Here is a 21,504-nt window from a genome sequence, read left to right as displayed (position 1 = left end):
AGCTATATTTGATTTGAATTAGTCTACTTGCGGCTCAATACGATTAAGTATTTTAACTTTTAATTTCACTAAGTTAACTAACCTTAAGTAATGTTACTTTAGTCAATAAAATAGTAGTTTGGATATAGCTAATATAATGTCAATAAAACCTCTAATTTATCTATAAGATGAATAACATAAACTTATGTAATTAATGATATGCAATAATTTTCTCTCAATCGGCTATTTACCCCTAAGTAGTTGTTTTAGGGATACAATAAAGTCAAGTGAGAGAAAATTGAGAGAAAAACACAGGACTTTGTTAGTGGGTGACGAGGGATTTGAACCCGCAACCAATAGATTAAGAGACACGCTAATATTGCCATTGCAACGCAAAATCCAGCAATCATCTTGCTGGGTGATTCAATATTCAGGTTATGAAGTTACATTTTTGGCGGTTGAGGGCGATCTCTTTTACTCATCGCCAAGTCAAACGCCCGCTGGTGATGTTGTGCTTGTATCCAGGTGTGGTAAAGGTTGCTATGTACTGCGAGGCTATGCCCCATCTGCTGTGCTGCCAGCGAGATATCAATTCCATACTCCAGCGTTCTAATTGCCCAACAATGACGCAAATCATAAACTTTGAACGGGATACCTTCATTACGGCGGAACCGTTGGCTAACAGTTCCGCCGATGTTTGAATTTGAGCGATCGCAATCAATGTCAGGAATTTTCACATTCTGCAATCCGAACTGATCAAACCATTCAGGATGATAAGGCCATATTTTTCGATAGCCGGTTTTACCCTGAAGAACAGTCAAAATTTTGGGCTCTTCCGTACTTAGCGTGCTGAATTTATTAAATAATCAGCTTGAAACCCTTGCAGAGCTAAGATAATAGCCATTATTTTCTGTATTTTATATTATATTGCTAAAAATTAAATTATGAACGCCTGTAAGCCTTACTTTTAAAGCAAATTTATAAACTTTAATTAATAATTAAGCACGCTAAGTACGCAAGAACCACTTTTTTTTAAAACCTTCTCTTATTATCTGTATTGCATAATATAAACTTTCATCATCTTCGTATTCGCTCCAATACATGGTTTACCTCACTATTCATCTAATTAAGAAAAACGGTTCTTGGGTACTTAGCGTGCTAAAATGTTAAGATATTTTTTAATAATGTTTAATAAAATAAATTATGAAACGAATAATGACTCAACTCCTAAATTTGCCTGAAGTATTAGTAGAATCAAGCCTACAAGAGGGTCAAGTCCTAATTCTATCAGTAGGTAAAAAAGCGAAAAGTGCATCGTGCCCACACTGTGGTCAAAACTCAAGACATTTACATCAAAATCAAAAATGTTTAGTGAAAGATTTACCGATGGGGGATTTTGAAGTAATACTGAATGTCAATAGACGAAGATTCAAGTGTAAAAAATGCCGAAAAACATTTAATGAAAAGCTAGATTTTCTAGGAGCAAGAAAGAGGTATACATACCGATATGCGGAATATATTATCAAACAAGTGATTAATAGTAATGTAAGTAATGTGGCAAGAAATAATGGACTAACTAATGAAGAAGTCATATCAATGCTTGAAGATGTAGCTAAAAATGTGATGCCAATAGATGTCAAAGATTTAAGAAGATTAGGAATAGATGAAATTAGTTTGGTCAAAGGACAAGGAAAATTTATTGTCGTGCTAGTAGATATAGATTCAGGTAAATTGATAGGTTTAGTAAAAGAAAGAAAACAAATTGAAATCAAAAAAACCATGAGAATGTGGGGAGAAAAAGTTTTGTCACAAATAGAAGAAGTAAGTATTGATATGACAGGCAATTATAAATCTTTAATTGAGAAGATTTGTCCAAACGCCCTTGTAACGGTAGATAGGTTCCATGTTACTAAATTAGTACATGAAGAATTAAATCGAGCTAGGATAGCAGAAAATAAAATAGCATCTGAGTTAAATGCCCCGGAAAGAAAAAAAGTATTTGAAAGTTTAAAAGGAAATAAATTTACAATTCTAAAAGCCGAGAACAAGCTCACCGAAAAGCAAAAAGATAAATTAAATAGAATTAAACAAGCTTCTCCTTTAATAGCTAGAATGCATTCATTAAAAGAAGATTTTCACAATTTATTTGAAGACAATAAAAATGTGGTAACGGGAACGCTAGAATTAATCAATTGGTTAAAAAAAGCTGAACCATATTATCAAAGAAGTGTGCAGACAATTAAACGGTGGTTTGGAGAAATAGTCGGATATTTTGAACGAAGGACTACCAGTGGAGTAGTAGAAGGAATAAATAATAAACTGAAGTTAATAAAGCGAAGTGGATTTGGATTTAGAAACTTTCGTAATTTTGAGATTAGAGCTTTACTTTCTTGGCATTATTCTATCAATTTAGCACGCTAAGTACGCAAGAGCCAGTCAGTTAAGGGTGTTTCCACGCAAGGTCTAGGCGTGGGTGCTTGCTCCGGTTTATTGGGTGCCCTCCGGTGCCTATGGCTTGGGGGAGGGGGGAGCGGGTTGCAAAATTAGTTGTTTGCGTGTACAACTAAAGGTATCTTAGTAGTATGCGCGGAAAAAGTCAATATACCATGCGTGTAGAATGGGAGGATAGTTAATGGGTACAAAAGATGAGAAAGCCTCTGCACGGACAACGCAAGCAAAACCTAAATCTATCGGTATCACCGGAGGCTGTGGAGTTGTTGGAGGAGAAAGCGAAAGTCTTGGGAATCAGCAAGAGCGAAATTATAGAGCGGGTAGCCCGCAACCAAGTATCTTCGGGACCGGAACAACAGTTACTGGGGGAATGCTCGACCACTTGATCGATGAATACTGCGATCAGGTGGCGTCCAAGGAGAATGAAATTGCGCGTGCTAATGATGAAATCAAACGCCTAAATTCTAGGATTCAGGAATTTAAGGCCTTAAAGGAAGAGCTAGTTAAGCAAACTGAAGAGAATTAAAACCGTCCTGCCCGTGAGGGTAGGACGGTTTTATTCATAAGTGCGATGGCGAAGCCCGCCGCAGGCATCGCAACAGCACCAACATCACACTAACCACCCGAATTAGTTTTTCGATTGTCATCAGCCGGAATAAAAAATTACCACCAAGGTTATGACGACTTGATGGCAATCAAAAAAACTAATTCTTTAAAACTTCACTAATATTATGACAGACATTACCTTAGAAGTCATTAGTTCACAAGAATCAAGCTTTCAGCCTAACTGTAATCCTGATTACATTGATATTCACCATTGGGAAGAATGGAAGAGAAGCGGGGTTGACGATGAAATTATCAAGCTAAATGTACAGTCAGTTCATGACAGCTATGAAGTAGACAAGATACTAAACCGCAACAACAAAAAACGATGGAAGCATTCAGAGGAATTAGTTCCAGCATGGAGAGTTGCCGGCATAAATCCGCTAACAGACGAATTCACACTTGAGGGTGTACAAGTCAAGCCTGATATTTCTCCCATGAAGGATGGGAAGCCGCAAAAATATCTAAGTCCTAGCGAATACGGTCTTTCACCCCTATTCCTTAATACAGGCATTCCTGAATACTGGAAACGAATAATTGAAGATAAAACAATCCCAGTAATCATTATTGAAGGGCCAAAAAAAGCGGGCTGTCTGCTGAGTAATGGTTATGTTGTCATCTCTATTCCAGGTGTTGCCACTTGTAGAAAAAATGGTAGATTACATAAGTGGCTTCTGCTATTCTGTGGCTTTGGCAGAACTTTTTACATCGGCTTTGACAATGATCTTACAGCACTAGAAGAACTTTTGTAACCAAACTACACAGCAACGGAACGGACTTGTACACCATCAAACAAATTACGGGACACAAAGATTTTAAATCGCTGGAACGATATGTAGAAATTCCCGCTGACAGGATTAGGGGCGCAATTGAATTATTGTGAAATCGCGCCGGGCAGGGAATCAGTTTAACTTTCCTGAAAAGTGCTATCGCAGTTCATGCAGTACCAGCGCTGGATTTTCTTTCCGTCGGCGAGGATATTCCAGCCATTGCGGAAAGTCTTCCAACAATGGCATCTGGGGCATTGTGATCGGATTAGTTCTTTTGTCACCGATTCCGCTCCATCAACTGCTGAACTGTCCCTGTGAAATTGAACTCCTCAGCCCCTCCCACTTGAATTACTCTCATGTCCGGCGTGCTAAATCGATAAAAGGTATTACCAGGTGGTGTCGGTACTGCTGTCATCATGCATCCCTCCACCCAAATAAACCCGTCATCTGCCATCTGCATAACCTTGTATCTGTTGTTTTTGTTCAACATCGCTTTATCCTGCCAGACATTTATGGCATCGATGACTGCCGATTCCAGTTCGGCTCGCTTCCCTGAAAATTTCAGAGTTTCTAGTTGGGTAGTCCGGTCAGCAAAGCAATAGTCAATCTGGAATTCTATCTTCTGTTCAGTTTTTCGGTTTTGATGAATTCTGGTGGCTGTAATTTTGGCTGTCGATAATCCAAAGATGCCATCTTTTTGTACATCGAATGGACGGGGTAAGTCCAACCCTGTTGACGGGCACTTGGCAAGTTCGTCTGTACTACTTATCGGACTGCTTGTTGTTTCACCAAAAAAAATAAAAGTTTGTTTTTCTGACGGATCGTGACGGATCGACGGATCGAGCGGATCTAAGGGATCGACTTGTTCACATGTAGCGTTTTGTACCGGATACAGCGCTTGATGGTCGTTTTGCGTATCAGGCAAGACCTCGTTATCTATTTCATGCCTAGATCCGTTACTCGATCCGTTCGATCCGCTCGATCCGTTCGATCCGTTCGATCCGTTCGATCCGTCTGAAAAACCAACTTTTATTTTTTTTGGTGCCCAGAGCCACTTCCATCCTTTGTTGATGTATAGGCGTACGCTACACCAGCCAATGGATCTTAGGATGTCAGTTACTCGCCTTTTTAGTCCCTTGTCTTGTCGTGCGATTTCAACCTGGAGATGGTTGAAGATATCACATGTAGCTACATAATCCCTGCTTTCGACATATTGCTGCACCAACTCTAGCCACGGATCAGTCATCTCAAAGCTCGCGTTTAACTCTGATTGCCGTTGCCTGTTACTACGATCTAGGAACCAAATTTCACCTGTAGAGTAGGCATGGTATGCGGCCGCCCAAAGTAAATCCCGTTCTTTCTCAAGCTGATCTGTGGGAATTTCTTCAATTGTTGAGTTGATGATCCAGAATCTTCTGCTACCAGTTGGGTCATTTAAGATTTCTGTCTCATTGGTAGTTCCGCATAAAATAGATTGTCGGGGGAAGTCTTTATTTTTTCTGGCATAGGGGACGCGAAAATTGTCAACAGGGCTGGTGATAAATTTTTTGATTTGACCAACTTCTTTGCGCCTGTAAACCGTCTCAAATTCTGACCACTCTAGCGCCCAAAATTGATGTAATTTCATTAGGTCATCCTCAGCTTTGGATGCTTCCCCTAGCTGATCGGAAAAGAATTCAGTCCCAAAAAGCGTCTTCCAGAAAGTACTCTTACCCGTACCTTGCTCTCCGACTATTACGGTAACGTGATCGTGTTTGCATTCTGGTTCATAAATTCGAGCTACCGCCGCAATGAGCGTTTTTCTCATGTAAACATTATGCAGCCTTTCTGTTGACCCGAAATATTTGGTAGCTAGATTATCCAGAACTGATAGATCAGGCTCAGGGTATTTCTCTGCGACTTTTTCTAGATATTCTTGTACTGGGTGGTAAGATTGCTCTTTTGCTATTCTTTCAATGATTGAAATTGCATCCCTTTCTGGAACGTCTATATCAAAATCCAAAGCTATTTTTAGTCTAGATTCATCTAGATCAAAAATTCCATCAGTGGCTTCAACTTGATTCTTTAAGAGATTGAATCTTAAGAATCCTCCCCACCCTTGCTTAATCAAATGTAGGTTTCTAGCAACCTTTGAATTTATTGATGATTTGGCTTTTTCTTTTTCTAGAAGCCAACGTTCATTTAGGTGTATTTTCCATTCTTCTATAGTAGGTGCGGCTGATATCAACTCCTCAAAAGCAGGCTTACCGTTAGCAGTAATGTAATCGTCAGCCCCCTTCTGTTCACCCTCTGGGAGTTCGATTACCATTACCTTGGAGCCAGTAGCAGCAATATCTCTGGATAAATTAAGTAGTGCGTGCTGTACTGGTTTTTTAACCATACAGCACTTTCCAGCAATGTGAAGTACAATATGTAAGATAGATAAATTATTATTATGAAACCATATTCCGTCGATCTGAGAGAAAAAATAGTCAATGCTTATCAGTTAGGAAATATTTCAGTTAGAAAGTTAGCTGTAAACTTTGGTGTTGGTAAAGCTTTTGTACAAAAAATGTTGAGACAGTATAAAGAGAAAGGACATGTTAATCCTGGTAAGCAAGGGACAAGAAAAAAAGCGGTATTAGCAGATTCTGCGGCTCAACTTGTTGCATTGGTAAAAAAGTATCCAGATGCAACTCTCTCTGAATATTGTGAATATTGGCTCTTAACTGAGGGGCAACTAGTGAGTTCCAGCATGATGTGTAGAGAATTGCAAAAATTAAATCTAACTCGTAAAAAAAAACGGTTCGCAGCAGTCAGGCAGCTACCGATAGAGTTCAATTGCTCAGGTGTGAATACAGAGAGAAAGTCAGAGATATAGAGCCGAAAAATCTGGTTTTTTTGGATGAAGCAGGCTTACTGCTTGGGTTAATGCGTCCAAAAGCTCGTAGTGAAAAAGGAAGTAGAGTATATGATGTAAAACCATTTTATCGAGGTAAAAAAGTCACTATTATCGGCGCAATCAGTATGGATAAAGTATTGGCTGTGATGACACTAGATGGTTCAATGGATAGTAATGCTTTTCGCGTGTTTATAGAAAAGTTGTTAGTGCCTCAATTATGGAAAGGTGCAGTTGTCATAATGGATAACCTATTTGCCCATAAGATCGATGAAATTACGCCCATAATTGAATCTGTTGGTGCCAGTGTCATCAATCTATCTTCTTATTCACCAGATTTTAATCCCATTGAACATTGGTGGTCACAGCTTAAAGCTTTTATCAAAACATTTTCTCCAAAAACTACTCAAATGGTAGATGTATTGATTGCAATTGCTTTAAATCTAATCAATCCTATGCATCTGCGAAATTGGTTTGCTAACTGCTGCTACTGTACTTCATGATTCAGGAAAGTGCTGTAACGAGATATTCTTAACCACTCGTTAAGCTCTATCTTTTGATTAGTATCTGGGTAAAACTGATACTGGTAAGTTGTTTTCATCGTGATTCGACCTCTCACTTAACTTGTTATATGCTACCATGAATGTACAAACAGTGTACAGTCATCATGAAAAAGATTAGGGTTAAGGATGTCTGAACGTAGATATAATAAGTTGCAGTTATATTCAATACAAGTTGATAAAACAATGACACAAGTTTTAGAAGAATTTATCGATTCACTACCGAATCCAGAAATTGACAAAAACTCGACTGCCATTCAATCTGTTTCACCTGCGGTAAAAATTGATTGAATGGCGTCTCCTTTTTGTCGCGCAATTCATCCCGACACCAACACGAAGTGTATGGTGCGGGGCTTCTTGCTGTTTAAGCTAACTCTAGGCAAGAACTCTAGGCAAGATTTAGGCAAGATGAAATATCGAGTGGGCTGAAAGTAGTGGGTGACGAGGGATTTGAACCCGCAACCAATAGATTAAGAGTCTACTGCTCTACCGTTGAGCTAGTCACCCACATGAAGTTCCATCATAGCACAGTTTTGTCCAATTTACTAGCCCAAAAGTTAAATCGGCAATTCGACGATGAAGGTGGTTTGACCGGCTACACTCTCTACATAAATTGACCCGCCTAAATGTTGAACCATTTTCTTGACTAATGCTAGTTCCAGTCCGGTACCGCTGGATTTCCAGGGGTCATTTTTGGACAGGCGATAGAATGGCTCGAAAATGCGTGACAGTTGATTGGCGGGAATTTCTAATCCCGAATTGCGGAAACTCATCTGCAGATTGTCTGCTGTGAGGTGGGCTGATACTGTGATCGATTCACCGACGGGTGTATATTTGCAGACATGGCTCAAGAGTTCTGTAACCACCCGCTCTAAATCGGTGATGTCTGTCTCTAAAGCCGGGAGTGCTGTTTCAATATTGAGGGTTAACTCCTGTCGCTGACAAGCAGTGACTTCGCGAAAGGATTCGACAATGGGGGGTAGCCAGGTTTGTAAGTCAATAACAATTAATGTCTGGGGGTCGGGTTTGGTTTCTATATGGGTCAGTGCGAGCAAATCGTGAATTAATTTGCTTCCTCGTCCACATTCGTTTTGCAGAATCTGCAAAAGTTGTGAAACTAGTTCTCTATCTAATGCTTTATTTGCTGTGAGCAAACTTTCGAGGGTTTGGGCTGCAAGGCTAATGCTAGTTATGGGTGTCCGCAGTTCTTGGGAGAGGGTGCGGAGAAATTCGTTTTTGAGGTGTTCACCAGTTTCGAGATCTCTGTCCTGTGCCTGGGTTGTGTCGTAAAGTTTACCACGGCGAATGGCGATCGCACATTGATTTGCTACCTGCTGCAATAGCCCAATTTCCGCTTCCTCAAAGGTTTCTTGTGTGGGTCTAATCAGCCAAAGATTGCCGAGTATTCCTTGAGCATCGAAAATAGGACAAGCAATCTGGGTGACAATCAATAACTTTGGGTGCCATCGGGGAACGATTTCTACTGTTTGCCGGGTTTGTTTCTGCAACAGTGGCTGATACATGTCGGGAAAGTTTGCTACCTCTGTGACTAAGCCTTGGCTTGGGGGTAGACTAGCGCAGTACTCGTAGGCAACTGTTGCTAAAGTGCAGTTACTACTATATAATTCGATTTGGCAACTTTCCAGTTTGAGTAACTGTACCAATTCCTGAATAACTGTTTGCAGAATCTGAGTTGCATCCAGATTATCACGGATTTTTTCTGTTATCCGCTGCACCAGTGCTTGAAAGTTATGTGTCTGCTGCATCTGAGCTTTGAGGTGTTGTACTTGCTGATGCAGTTCTGCTTGCAAGACAGAAATTGAGAGTTGGGTTGCTAGTTGGTTGAGCAGGTCAATTTCGCTATGCTGCCATTGACGTGGTTCCTGGCAATGTTGGGTAATCAATAGCCCCCACAAATCTTGCTTTAACAAAATAGGCACGGCTAAATTAGCTCTCACCTGCAAGGAGGCGAGGAAATCCCGTTGACAAGGATGTAACCCAGGGGCATAAATATCTTCAACAACTTCAATTCCCCCGCGTGTGTAGCTTTGTTGATGTTGATTAGTGAAACAGGGATCATCGATGTTTTTTCCTAGCAGGGGACCTGTTGCAATCACAGTTGATTCCGCAACTACTACCCCAGTTCCATCAGTCCCAAAACGGTAAATCAGGACGCGATCGCATTGCAAAATTTGCCTGATTTGTTTTACTGTTTGTGGTAGAATAATATCTAAATCTTCTGAATGGCGAATCTGTTGGGCGAGAGCTTCTAACAGATTGCGTCCTTGCTGTTGTAGTCTGCCACTTCGTTCTACCTTCTTGGGGGGTGTAATATTACTACTAGTACCAATAAGTCGGTAAATCTTCGCGTTAGCATCTCGCAGTGGCGTTAGAGTCGTACTCCACCAAGTGCGCTTACCCTGAAATTGCAAGCATTGTTCGTAGGAAATAGTTTTACCAAAGCGCACGCAGTCTGTATAATGCTGACGCACCCTAGCAGCATCGACTGGCGAGAGAATATCCTCTGGTTTTTTGCCCTTGAGATCCTCAGAACGCATACCTATCCATCGCTCATGAGTTGGATTCAATGCCACATACCGAAAATCTCCATCTTCTTGAACATCTACCACAAAAATCGATGCCTGAACTGAATCGTAGATACTCAGTAGAAACTGCTCGCTACTACTTTTCTCATCTACGTCTGTGCCGAAGAGAAAGTAAGGAGGTGATAGGTTTGTCAACTCTACAGTTGATTCCGATTGATTGATGTTCATGCGAGAGTCCCTGTCTGGTGTTACTGTCTGGCAATTTTAGATTTTGGATTTTAGAAAGAAAATGCAATTGTTTTTTAGTACTCCTGGAAAGCAGCAAGCTACATGCATCATAGTGGGCAGCACAAATACGTGCATTGTCAATCTAAAATCCCCAAGTAGGGGTGCAAGTCCTAGATACTCTACTAGCGTGGTCGGGGTCAATCGGTCGGGGAAAGTTCTGTTCACCAGAAGCCGGCGCTGGTGACTTTGGGTAAAATCGCAAATCTAAAATCCGGTGATTGGTTAACTTTCTTGCAGTTATGCTTGTAAAAATTTTCCTGATCGCCTTAAGCAAAAGATTGTCAGATATTATTCATCAGAATTCTTGGGTAGAAACCCCGTCCTTATAGGACGGCTTTGCTTTGATTAGTGACAATTAGTCCAGTTGAACGCTGAATCAATCGCACTTTGTTTTTGCTGAATTGACCTAACCGCTTCCAGTCAGCATCAGAGACAGAAACTTGTTTTTCAGTATCGCCACTTACCCAGCCGCGATAGGTTTTATTACCTTGGGTAGCCTCAACGTAGTCGCCCTTTCGGAAACCGTGACGGGTAACAGTACCGCCGTATTTCCTTCTAATCCCACCTTTTGAGGGAACCATTAGATGAAGTTGGCGGCGCGATATTGGCGGACGACGAATAACTGTAAATGGTGCGGGAGTTACGGTAACATCCCCTTTCCAGCCTCTTGAATGGCGGTCAATGATGCCGTATTTGATGAATACACTGCAAGCGAGCGCTATACCATCTACTGCGTGAGTTGCTGGAATTGCATCGCCTTTTGAGTGTTTCTGTTTTTCTAGTCCCAGTTCCCGCCTAATGTTTGAGGTTTCCCACCCGTTAAGTTCAAAGCAGAAGTCCCAATCGCTGCGGAGATTTTCTAACTGCCATTTTTGACCCACCATTACAGGACTAAATCCCTTATCTCCACGCGCTTTTATTACTTCGTAGACGATGGTAGTGATGGGGTACATCAGCGATAACTCGTCCACCACTCTTAGTTCTAATTCTCGATTAGCCCGAATGCTAGGAGGAATACCACGTTGGCGACGATTATCAAATCTTGCTTGACGATGAGCGCGAAGTTTAAACGCTATTTTGCGGTTAATTCTGCGACCCCGGCGACCCCTTCGCATCATGGCGCGTTGCTCCATACGGTCTCGCACGGTTTTAAATGGTAATTGGAGATGCGCTAGCCAGAGGGTAAACTTCGCAGATTGTACCGCCATACCCGTGTATAGCTTTCCTGGGTCAATTCCTACGGCGATAGGCTGGGTATTCTTAGTTTTTAGATAGTGGCGGTTGGTTAGTTGGATTTGGAAAATACCCAGGTCGTTGTGAATGACCTTTGCTTTCCCCTCTTTCAACCAACGTCTTGCTCTGCTAGCCTTTGTAGGCATTAATGGTTTCCCGCTATACGCTAATACTGGTACTCGCAACATGGAGATAATCCTCGGAGTAAAGTAGTAAGTCCCCTCGCCCAACTAATCCAGAATGTCTTGGCATTACCCAACGACTTAACAAAAAGTCTTGCAACTTGTCCGAACTGGGGAAGTATTCGGAGGTGCGTATCAGGATTAGTCTCAATGGGCTAGTCAAACACGTAAGATTTGTTTCTTACAAGCTCCGTACCTTCAGGTCGGAGTTATTGACCCTTCAACAGGCTAAAACGGTCTGAAAAACCCTCTGTGCCCAGAACCGGGTAAATCCTCCGGTTATACTCAGTGTTACTGAGAACTAATGTCAAGATTGCTTTAAGATTCTTACATATACTTAAGTATACTCACGTGTTTGATGAAAAATTTGTCATAATTCTTAATATCATCAGCGTTTAGCACTCATAATACACGCAAAAAAAGCATCCGCCCAATATCAAAAACTATCAGCCTGTGGTGGACGCCAGGAATTACTTAAGTAATTTGTAAGCATTGATGCCCGTGAGGATAGCAACCACCAGCCAAGTGATAGTCAATCCTATGACTTCCCCTAAAAATAACTGTGTAAATTCGCGCAAAACAAACCCCACAGCGGAACCGACAGGGATAGCCACGCCCCAACTTACAGCACTGATGAATATCCAGCGCGACGCCGAAGGCACTTGGTGGTAAATTGCCAGCCATTGGGCAAATCCGATGCCAAAGCCGCCAATTGCGCCATAAAACGCCCCCCAGAAGAGTCTGAGGGGTAAAAGCTGAGTTGTCGGTACAATCCAACCGACTGCACCAATACCAGTAGCCGTGATGATAGCCCAACCCAAAAGAGTTGACAATACCCATCTTAAAGAAAAGATCGGGTGTCTGAGAATCAAGCTTTGAGAAAGTGCGATCGCCAATCCACCAACAGCAGCCTGTACCACTCCAATATCTGGCTGTTCCCCAATTTCAATCAATAATAAACTCAGCAAAAAACCGGTCACAGTGGCAAAAATCCACTGCAATGTAAACCTCAATTCAGTTTTGGCAGCTTTTAAGGACATCTAGCAGGAAAATAGGGATTGCACTTCTCTGCGAGACGCTACGCGAACGGCTCCGCTCAGTGACCAGGGATTGGGAAAGTAAATAGACCACGCTTTTGGGGCGCAAGGCCTTGCGCCCCTACGATAGATCTGATTCATTTAGAATTTTGGACTGGGAATTTTGAATTGCTGAGTACTGGTCTTGCGGCCTTGACAGTAAACATCTCAAAAAACGCCTTGCGCCGCTGTTGGGGTGATTCTGGCGCGATGTAACCCCATAAACTTTCCCAGTAGAAAAAAGAGATACCGGGAAAATGGCGATCGCGCACAGTCTGAACCTGTTCGCGAATTTGAGCAATTTTTACAGGGTCGCTCAAAGTTCCCGTTGATATCCCAATACCTACGGGAATTTGACTACGGGCAAATTCCACCGCAGGTTGTGACAATTCAGCAATAAAACTGCTTTTGTCATCACGATAAACCTGCAAAATCAACTCATCTACCAAACCTTTTTTTACCCAATCTTCCCAATTTTGGAGATAATATTTGTAGGCAAAAGTTTGAGAATTAGGAGACAGAGATATTTTGGCATAGGGTTTAATTCTTTTGACAGCTTGATAAATTTCTGCCATGAAATCAGTAATTTTGTTTGCTCGCCAACTCATCCATTCTGAGTTAAAACAATCATTGGGCGGACTTTTACCTTGATGTTCTTCCTGGTAAAGTTGAATAGTGAAAGGATCATAACCAAACTGTACAGGCATCCCAAAATGGTCATCAAGCTGAATACCATCCACATCGTAATTACTGACAACTTCCACAATTAACGCCGTGATCAACTCCTGAACTTGTGGATGCAGAGGATTTAACCAAGCCAGCTTATTAACAAAGTTATTGTTGATTTCCTCCGGGGGGATTTCCTTGATAGAGTTTATCCCAAGTTGCCCATTTGTCAACCACTGAGGATACCGCTTTGCTAACTCGGAATTGTGAGGCGTCATCAAGCCATATTCAAACCAAGGAATGACACTCAAACCTTTCGGTTTAGCCAGTTCAATCAACTTAGCTAAAACATCCTGTCCACCATGCATAAATTTGAGCAAAGGTTGAGTATCTGAACCTGTAACCCTTTGCGCTACAGCACTCTGATAAAAAGTATATCCTCTGTTCCAAACCACAGGATAAACCGTATTAAAATTGAGTGCCGATAGCTGATTTAAAGCCCGGTTAATACCCCAGGGCACAAATAATACACCACTAGCAACATTAGTAAGCCAAACGCCACGAATTTCTGTTGTCGTTGGATTACTTGATTGTTGGTCATAACCTGACGATGAAGGAAGTGAAAAAGCCATTAAGCATAGTATTAATTCCACACACACCAAGTAAAAAAGAAAACGGCTTATAAACCGATTCATCTGTGGCTTTGACTTCGTTTTCAAGGAATATTATATAACTACAAAATAAATTGTACTCCTCCGGATAGACATAATTATTTATTTTATTGTTTATTTGATTATTTATTTTGTGCCAAGACCCGAAGCAGCAAATACAGGACTTACGCAAGTGGCACATAAGTCAAGAGTCAAGAGTCAAGGGTCAAGGGTCAAGGGTCAAGGGTCAAGGGTCAAGGGTCAAGGGTCAAGAGTCAAGAGTCAAGAGTCAAGAGTCAAGAGTCAAGAGTCAAGGGTCAAGAGTCAAGAGTCCGGGTTTTTGGACTTTTGACTATTGACAACCTCCGCGAAAAAAATATGAAAGTTGCGTAAGTCCTAAAATCAACACTTTGCGACTTAGCGCCTTGGCGTGAAATTAAAATCTTTCCACACTTTCAAACTGCTTAACACTGGCATGATTTGCAGCTTCACCACAAGTTCGTGGCGTCGGGAATATCTTACCAGGATTCGCCAACCCTTGGGGATTAAAAACTTGCCGTACCCATTGCATAGACTCTAAATCAGCATCACTAAACATCTCTGGCATATAACATTTTTTATCAGCACCGATACCATGTTCACCAGAAATGCTACCACCGACTCTCACGCAAAGTTTGAGAATTTCTCCGCCTAATTCTTCCACTTGTTCTAATGCACCAGGTATCGAATTATTATAAAGAATTAGTGGGTGAAGATTACCATCTCCAGCATGAAACACATTCGCAACAGGATAACCAAATTTTTGACTTAATGCCTCAATTTCTTGCAGAACATAGGGCAATTGAGTCCGAGGAATTACGCCATCTTGCACATAATAATCAGGACTCATATTGCCAGCAGCGGCAAAAGCGGCTTTCCGTCCTTTCCACAATTTTAATCGCGTTTCTGGGTCACTAGCAGATGTAACATTACGCGCACCGTTTTTTTGACAAATTTCCCTAACTCGCTGTTTGTTGCCGACAACTTCCACATCCAAACCATCAATTTCTATTAATAAAATTGCAGCCGCATCACGGGGATAACAATTTGTTGCCACAATATCTTCTACAGCATTAATGCTGAAATTATCCATCATTTCCATTCCACCAGGAATAATCCCAGCACTAATGATATCAGAAACACTCGCTGCTGCTGCTTCCACGCTGGTAAAATCTGCCAATAGCACACAAATTGACTCTGCACTTTTGAGGATTCGCAAAGTAATTTCTGTAGCGATACCCAAAGTACCTTCTGAACCTACAAATACACCAGTTAAATCATAACCAGGCATTTCGGGAACTTGTCCCCCCAAATCAACAATTTCACCCTCAGCGGTGACAATTTTTAAGCCTAAAACGTGGTTAGTGGTGACACCATATTTCAGACAATGTACCCCACCAGAATTTTCGGCAATATTGCCCCCAATTGAGCAGATAATTTGGCTAGAAGGGTCAGGAGCGTAGTAAAATCCAGCACCACTAACAGCTTGTGTCACCCAACTGTTAATTACTCCTGGTTGGACAATAGTCCGCTGATTATCTAAATCTATATTGAGTATTTGCCGCATTAAAGAAGTGACAATCAAAACTGAATTTTCAATGGGCAAAGCGCCACCAGATAGACCAGTACCCGAACCCCTGGCGATAAAAGGAACAGAATACTGGTTACATATTTTCACAACCTGTGCAACTTGTTCCGTCGTTCTCGGTAGCACCGCCACCGCCGGACGTTGGCGATAGGCGGCCAGTCCATCGCATTCATAGGTAATCAGTTCCTCACGGCGCTGGACTACGCCATTTTTGCCAAGAACAGCCTCGAATTTTTTGATGATGGGTTTCCAGTTACGTTGTTGTTTCTCTTGGGTAAGCATAGTTTCTGACAGTTAATGGCAAATGTTTACAAGCTATTTAAATGGGATTTTGCAGGCTTGGTTGCACGGATATCATCCATTGTTGCAAGAATTGCCGCCTAGGTCGAGTCAGGGGATTTTTGGGAGGGATGGAGGGCGATCGCATTTCTGGGCTTCCTTGGTAAGGGTTTTAAGTATATTTACGTTGGGAAATACTTGATAACTGGTTGCATTGTTTTTCATAAAATGCCTGCACCCGACTGATAAGTAAATAGAGAACTCAAAATCAAATCAGCAGTCACTTACAGACTGGTGGCGTTAGATGATCATGCAAATACATGAGTATAAATCGAGGTAAATATGTATGTCACAGCAAGAAAATACTGCTAAAAATATCGGGCTTATTACTTTAGGTTGCGGTTGCGGGTTATTGGTTTCATTTCTTTTACCTCTATTCATAATGCTTTTGTTTATTCCCTTCCTACCTGGTTTATTTAAGACCAGCTTGCAGGAATTACAGAATATCATAGAAGCACAAAATAACATATCTCAAATCAATACAGCACAACAAGATTATTTTTCCAAAAATAATCGCTTCGCATCTAATATTTCTGAACTAGGGCTTGATATCAAATCAGAAACTGAGAATTACTCCTACGTCATGACTATTATCGACTCTCAGCGGTCTGTAAAAATAACTGGTAAGGCAAAAAAACCTGAATTATTGAGTTATACAGGTGCAGTATTTGCTCTAAAAGTTGAAGGTAATGAAAAACCTGTCACGCTTACTCAAATATGTGGAACTGATGCAGCTTCGTTAACGCCTCCAGAAATACCTAAAGTTGTCGGCATTAAGATTGAATGTCCTTCTGGTTCTACTCCTGCTTTTTTGTCTAATTTTAATTCAGAAGGTTCAGATACGGGTAATTCGGAGTAGGAAACACCCGGTAATTTTAATAGACATCTGGGAAAATAAAAACTGGTATAATACCAAGTGTATTGATTTATATTTCCCTGTAAATGTGGCTTTTACGACAATTTTGATAAAGGAGAAAAATAGTGATACCTGTTTCATTTGTGCCAGAATATCCATCTGGATTTTTGGCAAAAAAACTGTTCAAACGCACAGATCAGCAGCCGGAAAAGCAACCAATGGGGTTTGTGTTTACTGATTTTGAAAATACACGAAAAGGAGCGGGAATCATACCTCGGCTGTTTTCTGGACTACTGTTTCTCTTTATTGGAGTACAGATACTTCTTGGCGGAGGAAACTTTGTCCTCTCTGGTGGTATTGGACTGTTTGGCTTGCTACTTGTATTGTTTGGGTTACTAATTATATTAGCAGGACTTTTCATACTTTTGTCAATTCCTGTTAAGCTAAAAAATCTAAACAGGTTTGAACCTGGGCAATTGATTCTCAAAAGTTATCCTTTGCGCTTGGGTGAAACTATGACGCTCACTTTTCGCCGTTACCTAAAATCTGGGTATCAGGCTCAGACAGAGGGTAGAGTCAGCGGTAGATTAATCTGCTTAGAAGTTTATATGGACAACCGAGGAACTGGCTCTGCTAGCTTCTATGGTGAACCTATTTGGGTTCAGGATTTACCAACACTCTTAATATTACCCGGTGTTTCTCAAATTGAGCAAGATTGGCATATTCGCATTCCTAGCGATGGTGTTCCTAGCATTCAGACCAAGAAGTTCAGTGAGTCGAGATGTGTTTTATGGGGTATTTCTGTTTGGCTAGATATCCCAGGAGTAATTAAAGAAGATTCAGTTTTTTGTTTATTAGTGGAACCGGAAGTGGTTTAATGATGTATATTACCTTAGTGAATTCTATCGTCGAACTAGGCAAGTCTGTGTCTGGACAGGTAAGCTGGCAAGGGACATCACAACAGTCTGTAACTGTTAAGTTGGAATGGCACACCGAGGGACAGGGTAGCAAAAACAAGCAAACTATTACGACCTTAGAGTTAGGTAAAGTGTCTAGTGGTGATGTAATTCCTTTTAAATTTGATCTTCCCTATGAAGCACCAGTATCTTTCGATGGCAAACTTTTCCGGGTGATTTGGGTCGTCAAGGCTGAAGTGAGAGGGGGTATTTTCGGAGGCAAAACCTACAGTGTTCCGCTTCAAGTTATTCCTAGGCGATCGCGGCTATGATATACTATGATCCTTATCATCCGTTGGGACTAAAATCTAACCCATTTATATCCGAAGAAATAGACGAGTTGATAGAGACAAGCTGGATTGATCGGGGATTATCTCAATCACCACCAGTCAGAGCAAAGTTATTTGTGCAGTTGCAAGGAGCCGAAGGGGCTGGTAAAACATCTCACCTGCTGTATTGGCAAAAACAAACAGAAGGACTGTATGTCAGCTATCCTCCAGAGCGAATGGGTTATAAAAAACAACGATGGCGCATTCCACCCATTGGTGACATCGCCTACTGGGACGAAGCTCAAGCAATTCCAGTTCCTTTATTATTATTTGCATTAGGTCAGGCTGCCATCTACCAATCTACTATTGTGGTAGCAACTCACGCTGATTTAAGCTGGGCTGCTCAATCCCTGGGGCTAAGGGTGGAGACCATTACTCTTCCTCTGTTAGATTCACAGACACTGTTAAAGTGGGCACAGCTACGCATTCAGCTAGCACGATTATCCAATACTAAAGAGGTTAGATTACACCTAACACCAGCGATCGCAGAACAAATACTCGCGCAGTCTAGAAATTCTTGGCGATCAGCAGCAACTCATCTACATATTTGGGTAGCAAAGAATGCTACAACATGGATGAATAAGACTTAACTTACAAACCTAGCATTTTAAATTATAATGACTCAGGTCGGACTTGAACCAACGACCTCAGGCTTATGAGTCCCGCGCTCTAACCAGCTGAGCTACTGAGCCATATTTTTATTTTGCATATATTGTGAGTATAGCATGAGTATTTGGTTTTTGCTAGTCTCTTTGCCAATTAATTTTCGATGCCTTGAGGCTTGTGCCCTTTAACCGAAGCGTATTGCCCTAGCCCCTAGCTATACAAAGCAAAAGAGGGAGCGAAACTCCCTCATTGAACCAGAAAATGATTGAATTGTAGATAGCCAGAAATTAGACGCGGTTGGGTAGGAAGGCTATGGGGTTAACTGCGCCTTTGCCTGCTGGATGGATTTCAAAGTGGGTGTGTGGACCTGTGCTGAAACCAGTGCTACCCATAAGAGCAACAGTTTCTCCTTGACGCACCTGTTGACCAGCCTGTACCAAAATCCGGCTGTTGTGGCCATATCGAGTCATGCTACCATCAGCATGGCGGATTTCTACGAGGTTACCGTAGCCACCGTTATTCCAGCCTGCTTTTTGTACCACACCGTCAGCGGAGGCGTAAATTGGTGTACCAGTGGAGTTGGCAACATCAATACCTCTGTGGGGGCGTCCCCAGCGCATACCAAAGCCAGAGGTGAAAACACCCTTTGCTGGCCAAATGTAACCTACTGATGAGGTGGAAGGAGGCGGTGTGTTTTCGTCAATCGTTCTGGGCAGGTATTGATCAACTGCTGCCAAAGGTGGTAATGCTGGGGAAACGTTAGTTCCGCGCATTTTGCCTAAGGAGTCAGATGCATTACCAGAGGGAGTCCACTGTCCAGAGGCTTGGTTAGGTAAGAACTCTGGATTTACTGGCTCACTACTGGGTCTAGTTGCTCGGTATAAAGGCTGAACTGGTTGGGTGCTATAGTTAGTCATCCCAATCGGTGCAGGAACGGGAATCTGTACCGCATTCCGTTGATAACTGGGGCTGGATACCGCAAAATTACTGCTATTAGCAACGGGAATCTCCACCGCAGGATTATTAGTTTCGCTATCTGGCGGTAAAACTACACCAGACTGTTGGGCGCGGTATTTTTGGCGTAATCTTTCGATTTCTGTTTGTAAGCTTTGCAGACGTTTATTACTTTTTGTCCCTGCTACCGACTCTTGTTTTTGAGCCAGTTGAATTTCGGCAAAAACTTTTGGTACTGGTGTGTCACCACCCATACCATAGGAGTTACCAAGGTTAGGAACTGTTTGTGGACTGATAGTAGATACTGGTGTCGGTACAGTCACATTGCTGTTATTGGCAATGATTGATAACTGTGAACTAACAGGTACACTAGCCTGGTTCACTGGGGAGGTAGCTACCTTGGGCGTAGCACCGGGCTGCACAACACTGGGGTTAATTGCTACAGTAGGAACGCTGACAGTGTTTTGTTCAACCCCAGCCGCAGGAATTGTCAGTTTTTGACTAATTTGCAGTTGATTGGGATTGCTGAGATTATTTGCCTTAGCTAATTCTGAGACCGAAGTACCGTAATTGCTAGCGATCGCCGCTAATGTATCTCCAGGTTTAACTTCGTAGGCTGCAGACGCTGATGGCGCAACAAATTTTGGTGAGGCTAATGTAGGCGTTGCGAGGGATGCACCTGTGGCTCTTGACTGTTTTAACCTCGAAACCAGGCTAGTTTGGCTGGTTTCTGTAGATGTTGGTGACTGTTCTGTGGCACTGTTGTTAACACTGACCTGGGCTGCTTTATCAACTACATTCGCTGGCTGCGCCAAACTGATAGTAGGTTGTGATAAATTTTGGCTTTCTCCAGACCGTAACTGTGTCAAACTCTGTCTTAAGCGGTTCGATTTCTCTTGTAAGCGGTTTAGTGCAAACTCTTGCTGCGCTTTCAGTTGAGCATTAACTTCACCAATAGCGACTTTGCTCTCTGTGATGACTGTTTGTGGTTGAGTAGTCAGCAATTTTTGACTACCCACAACACCATTACCACTAGAGAGGTTTTGGATGGTTTGCATCCCCTGGGCTACTTGGGGTTGCTGCGCCAGAGAAGTTTTGTAAGGTGCTGTTGTTGCTGGATCTGCTGATGAGGCTGGAAATTGGACAGACTTCCCACTGGCGGTTCCTTGCAATTTAGCTTCTAGCCCAGGCACCTGTGAAATTGCTGTGGGTTCCACTATGACGGGATTTTCCGGCACGCTGGCTGAGGAGACGTTTAGGCTCTCCAGCTTTGTGGTAGCAAATTTCACCTCATTGTCAGGAGCAGCAGAATTTGTTGAGGCAACCTTTTCGCTACCTGCAGGAGCCGCTGCTTGGGCTTGATCGCTTTGTTGAGTTACCAGCAGGCTGGTTGCTCCCATTGAGATTGCCAAGCCGATCATGGCAGCTTTTCGTACTCGGTGGTTAATCTGAGAATTAACCTCGTTTGCCTGCTCTACTGGCACACCATCAATGCTGGGGGTATTTTTCAGCACAGCTTTCACTCTCTTTTTCAATGCTCGTTTCAAAGACGACCTCCTATGATCACTAGCGCTTAACTGACCTTGATTTTTTCAGTCGGATATTAGTCAATGATTTAGATCACATCGAACTATAGATCAAGATCACACTCACCAGAGATACTTACGCAAGATTAACCTGCTTCTGGTGATTTAGACAAGTTCACACCTTAGGGCAAAACTTAAAATTGCTGTGCTGACTTGTCCGCTCCACTCCTCACACCCTAGGATGTTTTGCTGTTTGCAGTTGTCTTTTGCTGTCTTGCTGTCGTCGCTGGGACTAGTTTAATAGCCCAGTCCACAAAGCTTTCGGCAATTGATTTGCTCAGACTTCTGGAAAAGCGATGCCCCCCTGCTGTAGATATCTTCAAGAGATTCCTAGCAAATCCGTCTTCCCAACACGAGACTTTACGTTGA

The 21,504-nt window shown here is 42.1% G+C and carries 19 protein-coding genes and 2 tRNA genes; 10 read left to right on the top strand and 11 right to left on the bottom strand.

The window, feature by feature from the left end:
• Window positions 1-422 precede the first annotated feature (422 nt).
• Window positions 423-800: a hypothetical protein gene (locus tag HEQ19_09465; GenBank protein ID WYL99721.1), complete on the bottom strand. Its 378-nt coding sequence runs from the start codon at window positions 798-800 to the stop codon at window positions 423-425.
• 394 nt (window positions 801-1,194) lie between these two features.
• On the opposite strand from HEQ19_09465, the gene HEQ19_09460 reads away from it, so the two are divergent.
• The 3 genes from HEQ19_09460 to HEQ19_09445 all read left to right on the top strand — a co-directional run bounded on the left by HEQ19_09460 (window position 1,195) and on the right by HEQ19_09445 (window position 3,785).
• Window positions 1,195-2,400 carry an ISL3 family transposase gene (locus HEQ19_09460; protein ID WYL99720.1) on the top strand — a complete coding sequence of 402 codons (1,206 nt, stop codon included), beginning with the start codon at window positions 1,195-1,197 and terminating at the stop codon, window positions 2,398-2,400.
• A 211-nt stretch (window positions 2,401-2,611) separates the two neighbouring features.
• Window positions 2,612-2,956, top strand: a complete 345-nt coding sequence (locus HEQ19_30805) for a hypothetical protein (GenBank protein ID WZI67156.1) — start codon at window positions 2,612-2,614, stop codon at window positions 2,954-2,956.
• A gap of 205 nt (window positions 2,957-3,161) precedes the next feature.
• Window positions 3,162-3,785 (top strand): DUF3854 domain-containing protein, encoded by a 624-nt coding sequence (locus HEQ19_09445; GenBank protein WYL99717.1) that lies wholly within the window; start codon window positions 3,162-3,164, stop codon window positions 3,783-3,785.
• Window positions 3,786-4,080: 295 nt separating this feature from the next.
• Here HEQ19_09445 and HEQ19_09440 read toward each other — a convergent pair whose 3' ends face one another.
• Complete coding sequence (locus HEQ19_09440; protein WYL99716.1) at window positions 4,081-6,183, bottom strand: VapE domain-containing protein; 2,103 nt, start codon at window positions 6,181-6,183, stop codon at window positions 4,081-4,083.
• 54 nt (window positions 6,184-6,237) lie between these two features.
• Here HEQ19_09440 and HEQ19_09435 point away from each other — a divergent pair, with 54 nt between their 5' ends.
• On the top strand, window positions 6,238-6,663 hold the full coding sequence (locus HEQ19_09435) for a transposase (GenBank protein ID WYL99715.1): 426 nt from the start codon (window positions 6,238-6,240) through the stop codon (window positions 6,661-6,663).
• Window positions 6,624-7,184 carry an IS630 family transposase gene (locus HEQ19_09430; protein WYL99714.1) on the top strand — a complete coding sequence of 187 codons (561 nt, stop codon included), beginning with the start codon at window positions 6,624-6,626 and terminating at the stop codon, window positions 7,182-7,184. Before HEQ19_09435 ends, HEQ19_09430 begins: the two co-directional genes overlap by 40 nt.
• On the opposite strand, the gene HEQ19_09425 is transcribed toward HEQ19_09430, so the two are convergent.
• Window positions 7,169-7,282, bottom strand: a complete 114-nt coding sequence (locus HEQ19_09425) for a helix-turn-helix domain-containing protein (protein ID WYL99713.1) — start codon at window positions 7,280-7,282, stop codon at window positions 7,169-7,171. The genes HEQ19_09430 and HEQ19_09425 overlap by 16 nt on opposite strands.
• 88 nt (window positions 7,283-7,370) lie before the next feature.
• Between HEQ19_09425 and HEQ19_09420 the strand changes: the two genes are divergently transcribed.
• Window positions 7,371-7,532 carry a hypothetical protein gene (locus tag HEQ19_09420; protein WYL99712.1) on the top strand — a complete coding sequence of 54 codons (162 nt, stop codon included), beginning with the start codon at window positions 7,371-7,373 and terminating at the stop codon, window positions 7,530-7,532.
• 144 nt (window positions 7,533-7,676) lie between these two features.
• On the opposite strand, the gene HEQ19_09415 is transcribed toward HEQ19_09420, so the two are convergent.
• The 6 genes from HEQ19_09415 to glcD all read right to left on the bottom strand — a co-directional run bounded on the left by HEQ19_09415 (window position 7,677) and on the right by glcD (window position 15,791).
• A tRNA-Lys gene (locus tag HEQ19_09415) sits at window positions 7,677-7,748 on the bottom strand.
• 50 nt (window positions 7,749-7,798) lie between these two features.
• Complete coding sequence (locus HEQ19_09410; GenBank protein ID WYL99711.1) at window positions 7,799-10,015, bottom strand: GAF domain-containing protein; 2,217 nt, start codon at window positions 10,013-10,015, stop codon at window positions 7,799-7,801.
• A gap of 383 nt (window positions 10,016-10,398) precedes the next feature.
• Entirely contained in the window at window positions 10,399-11,454 is a 1,056-nt protein-coding gene (locus HEQ19_09405; protein WYL99710.2) for an RRXRR domain-containing protein, read from the bottom strand.
• Between the two features lie 506 nt (window positions 11,455-11,960).
• Window positions 11,961-12,530, bottom strand: coding sequence for a hypothetical protein (locus HEQ19_09400; protein WYL99709.1), 570 nt, complete (start codon window positions 12,528-12,530; stop codon window positions 11,961-11,963).
• 134 nt (window positions 12,531-12,664) lie between these two features.
• On the bottom strand, window positions 12,665-13,927 hold the full coding sequence (locus HEQ19_09395; protein ID WYL99708.1) for a glycoside hydrolase family 10 protein: 1,263 nt from the start codon (window positions 13,925-13,927) through the stop codon (window positions 12,665-12,667).
• Window positions 13,928-14,318: 391 nt separating this feature from the next.
• Window positions 14,319-15,791, bottom strand: coding sequence for a glycolate oxidase subunit GlcD (gene glcD / locus HEQ19_09390; protein ID WYL99707.1), 1,473 nt, complete (start codon window positions 15,789-15,791; stop codon window positions 14,319-14,321).
• A 343-nt stretch (window positions 15,792-16,134) separates the two neighbouring features.
• Between glcD and HEQ19_09385 the strand changes: the two genes are divergently transcribed.
• The 4 genes from HEQ19_09385 (at window position 16,135) to HEQ19_30800 (ending at window position 18,579) form a co-directional block, all read left to right on the top strand.
• Window positions 16,135-16,707 carry a type IV pilin-like G/H family protein gene (locus HEQ19_09385; protein WYL99706.1) on the top strand — a complete coding sequence of 191 codons (573 nt, stop codon included), beginning with the start codon at window positions 16,135-16,137 and terminating at the stop codon, window positions 16,705-16,707.
• Window positions 16,708-16,829: 122 nt separating this feature from the next.
• Complete coding sequence (locus tag HEQ19_09380; GenBank protein ID WYL99705.1) at window positions 16,830-17,582, top strand: hypothetical protein; 753 nt, start codon at window positions 16,830-16,832, stop codon at window positions 17,580-17,582.
• Window positions 17,582-17,932 carry a hypothetical protein gene (locus tag HEQ19_09375; GenBank protein ID WYL99704.1) on the top strand — a complete coding sequence of 117 codons (351 nt, stop codon included), beginning with the start codon at window positions 17,582-17,584 and terminating at the stop codon, window positions 17,930-17,932. The genes HEQ19_09380 and HEQ19_09375 overlap by 1 nt, the downstream gene beginning before the upstream one ends.
• The gene (locus HEQ19_30800; protein ID WZI67155.1) at window positions 17,929-18,579 is read left to right on the top strand and encodes a hypothetical protein; all 651 of its coding nucleotides are present in this window, start codon (window positions 17,929-17,931) and stop codon (window positions 18,577-18,579) included. The genes HEQ19_09375 and HEQ19_30800 overlap by 4 nt, the downstream gene beginning before the upstream one ends.
• A gap of 28 nt (window positions 18,580-18,607) precedes the next feature.
• On the opposite strand, the gene HEQ19_09365 is transcribed toward HEQ19_30800, so the two are convergent.
• Both HEQ19_09365 and HEQ19_09360 read right to left on the bottom strand, forming a co-directional pair.
• Window positions 18,608-18,681: transfer RNA gene (locus HEQ19_09365), tRNA-Met, on the bottom strand.
• A gap of 201 nt (window positions 18,682-18,882) precedes the next feature.
• Complete coding sequence (locus tag HEQ19_09360) at window positions 18,883-21,096, bottom strand: peptidoglycan DD-metalloendopeptidase family protein (GenBank protein ID WYL99703.1); 2,214 nt, start codon at window positions 21,094-21,096, stop codon at window positions 18,883-18,885.
• Window positions 21,097-21,504: the final 408 nt, after the last annotated feature.

Source organism: Gloeotrichia echinulata CP02, assembly GCA_038087035.1.
GTDB classification, from domain to species: Bacteria; Cyanobacteriota; Cyanobacteriia; order Cyanobacteriales; family Nostocaceae; genus Gloeotrichia; species Gloeotrichia echinulata.
Note: the sequence above shows the minus strand (reverse complement) of the source record. Positions and strands in the feature narration are given on the sequence as shown.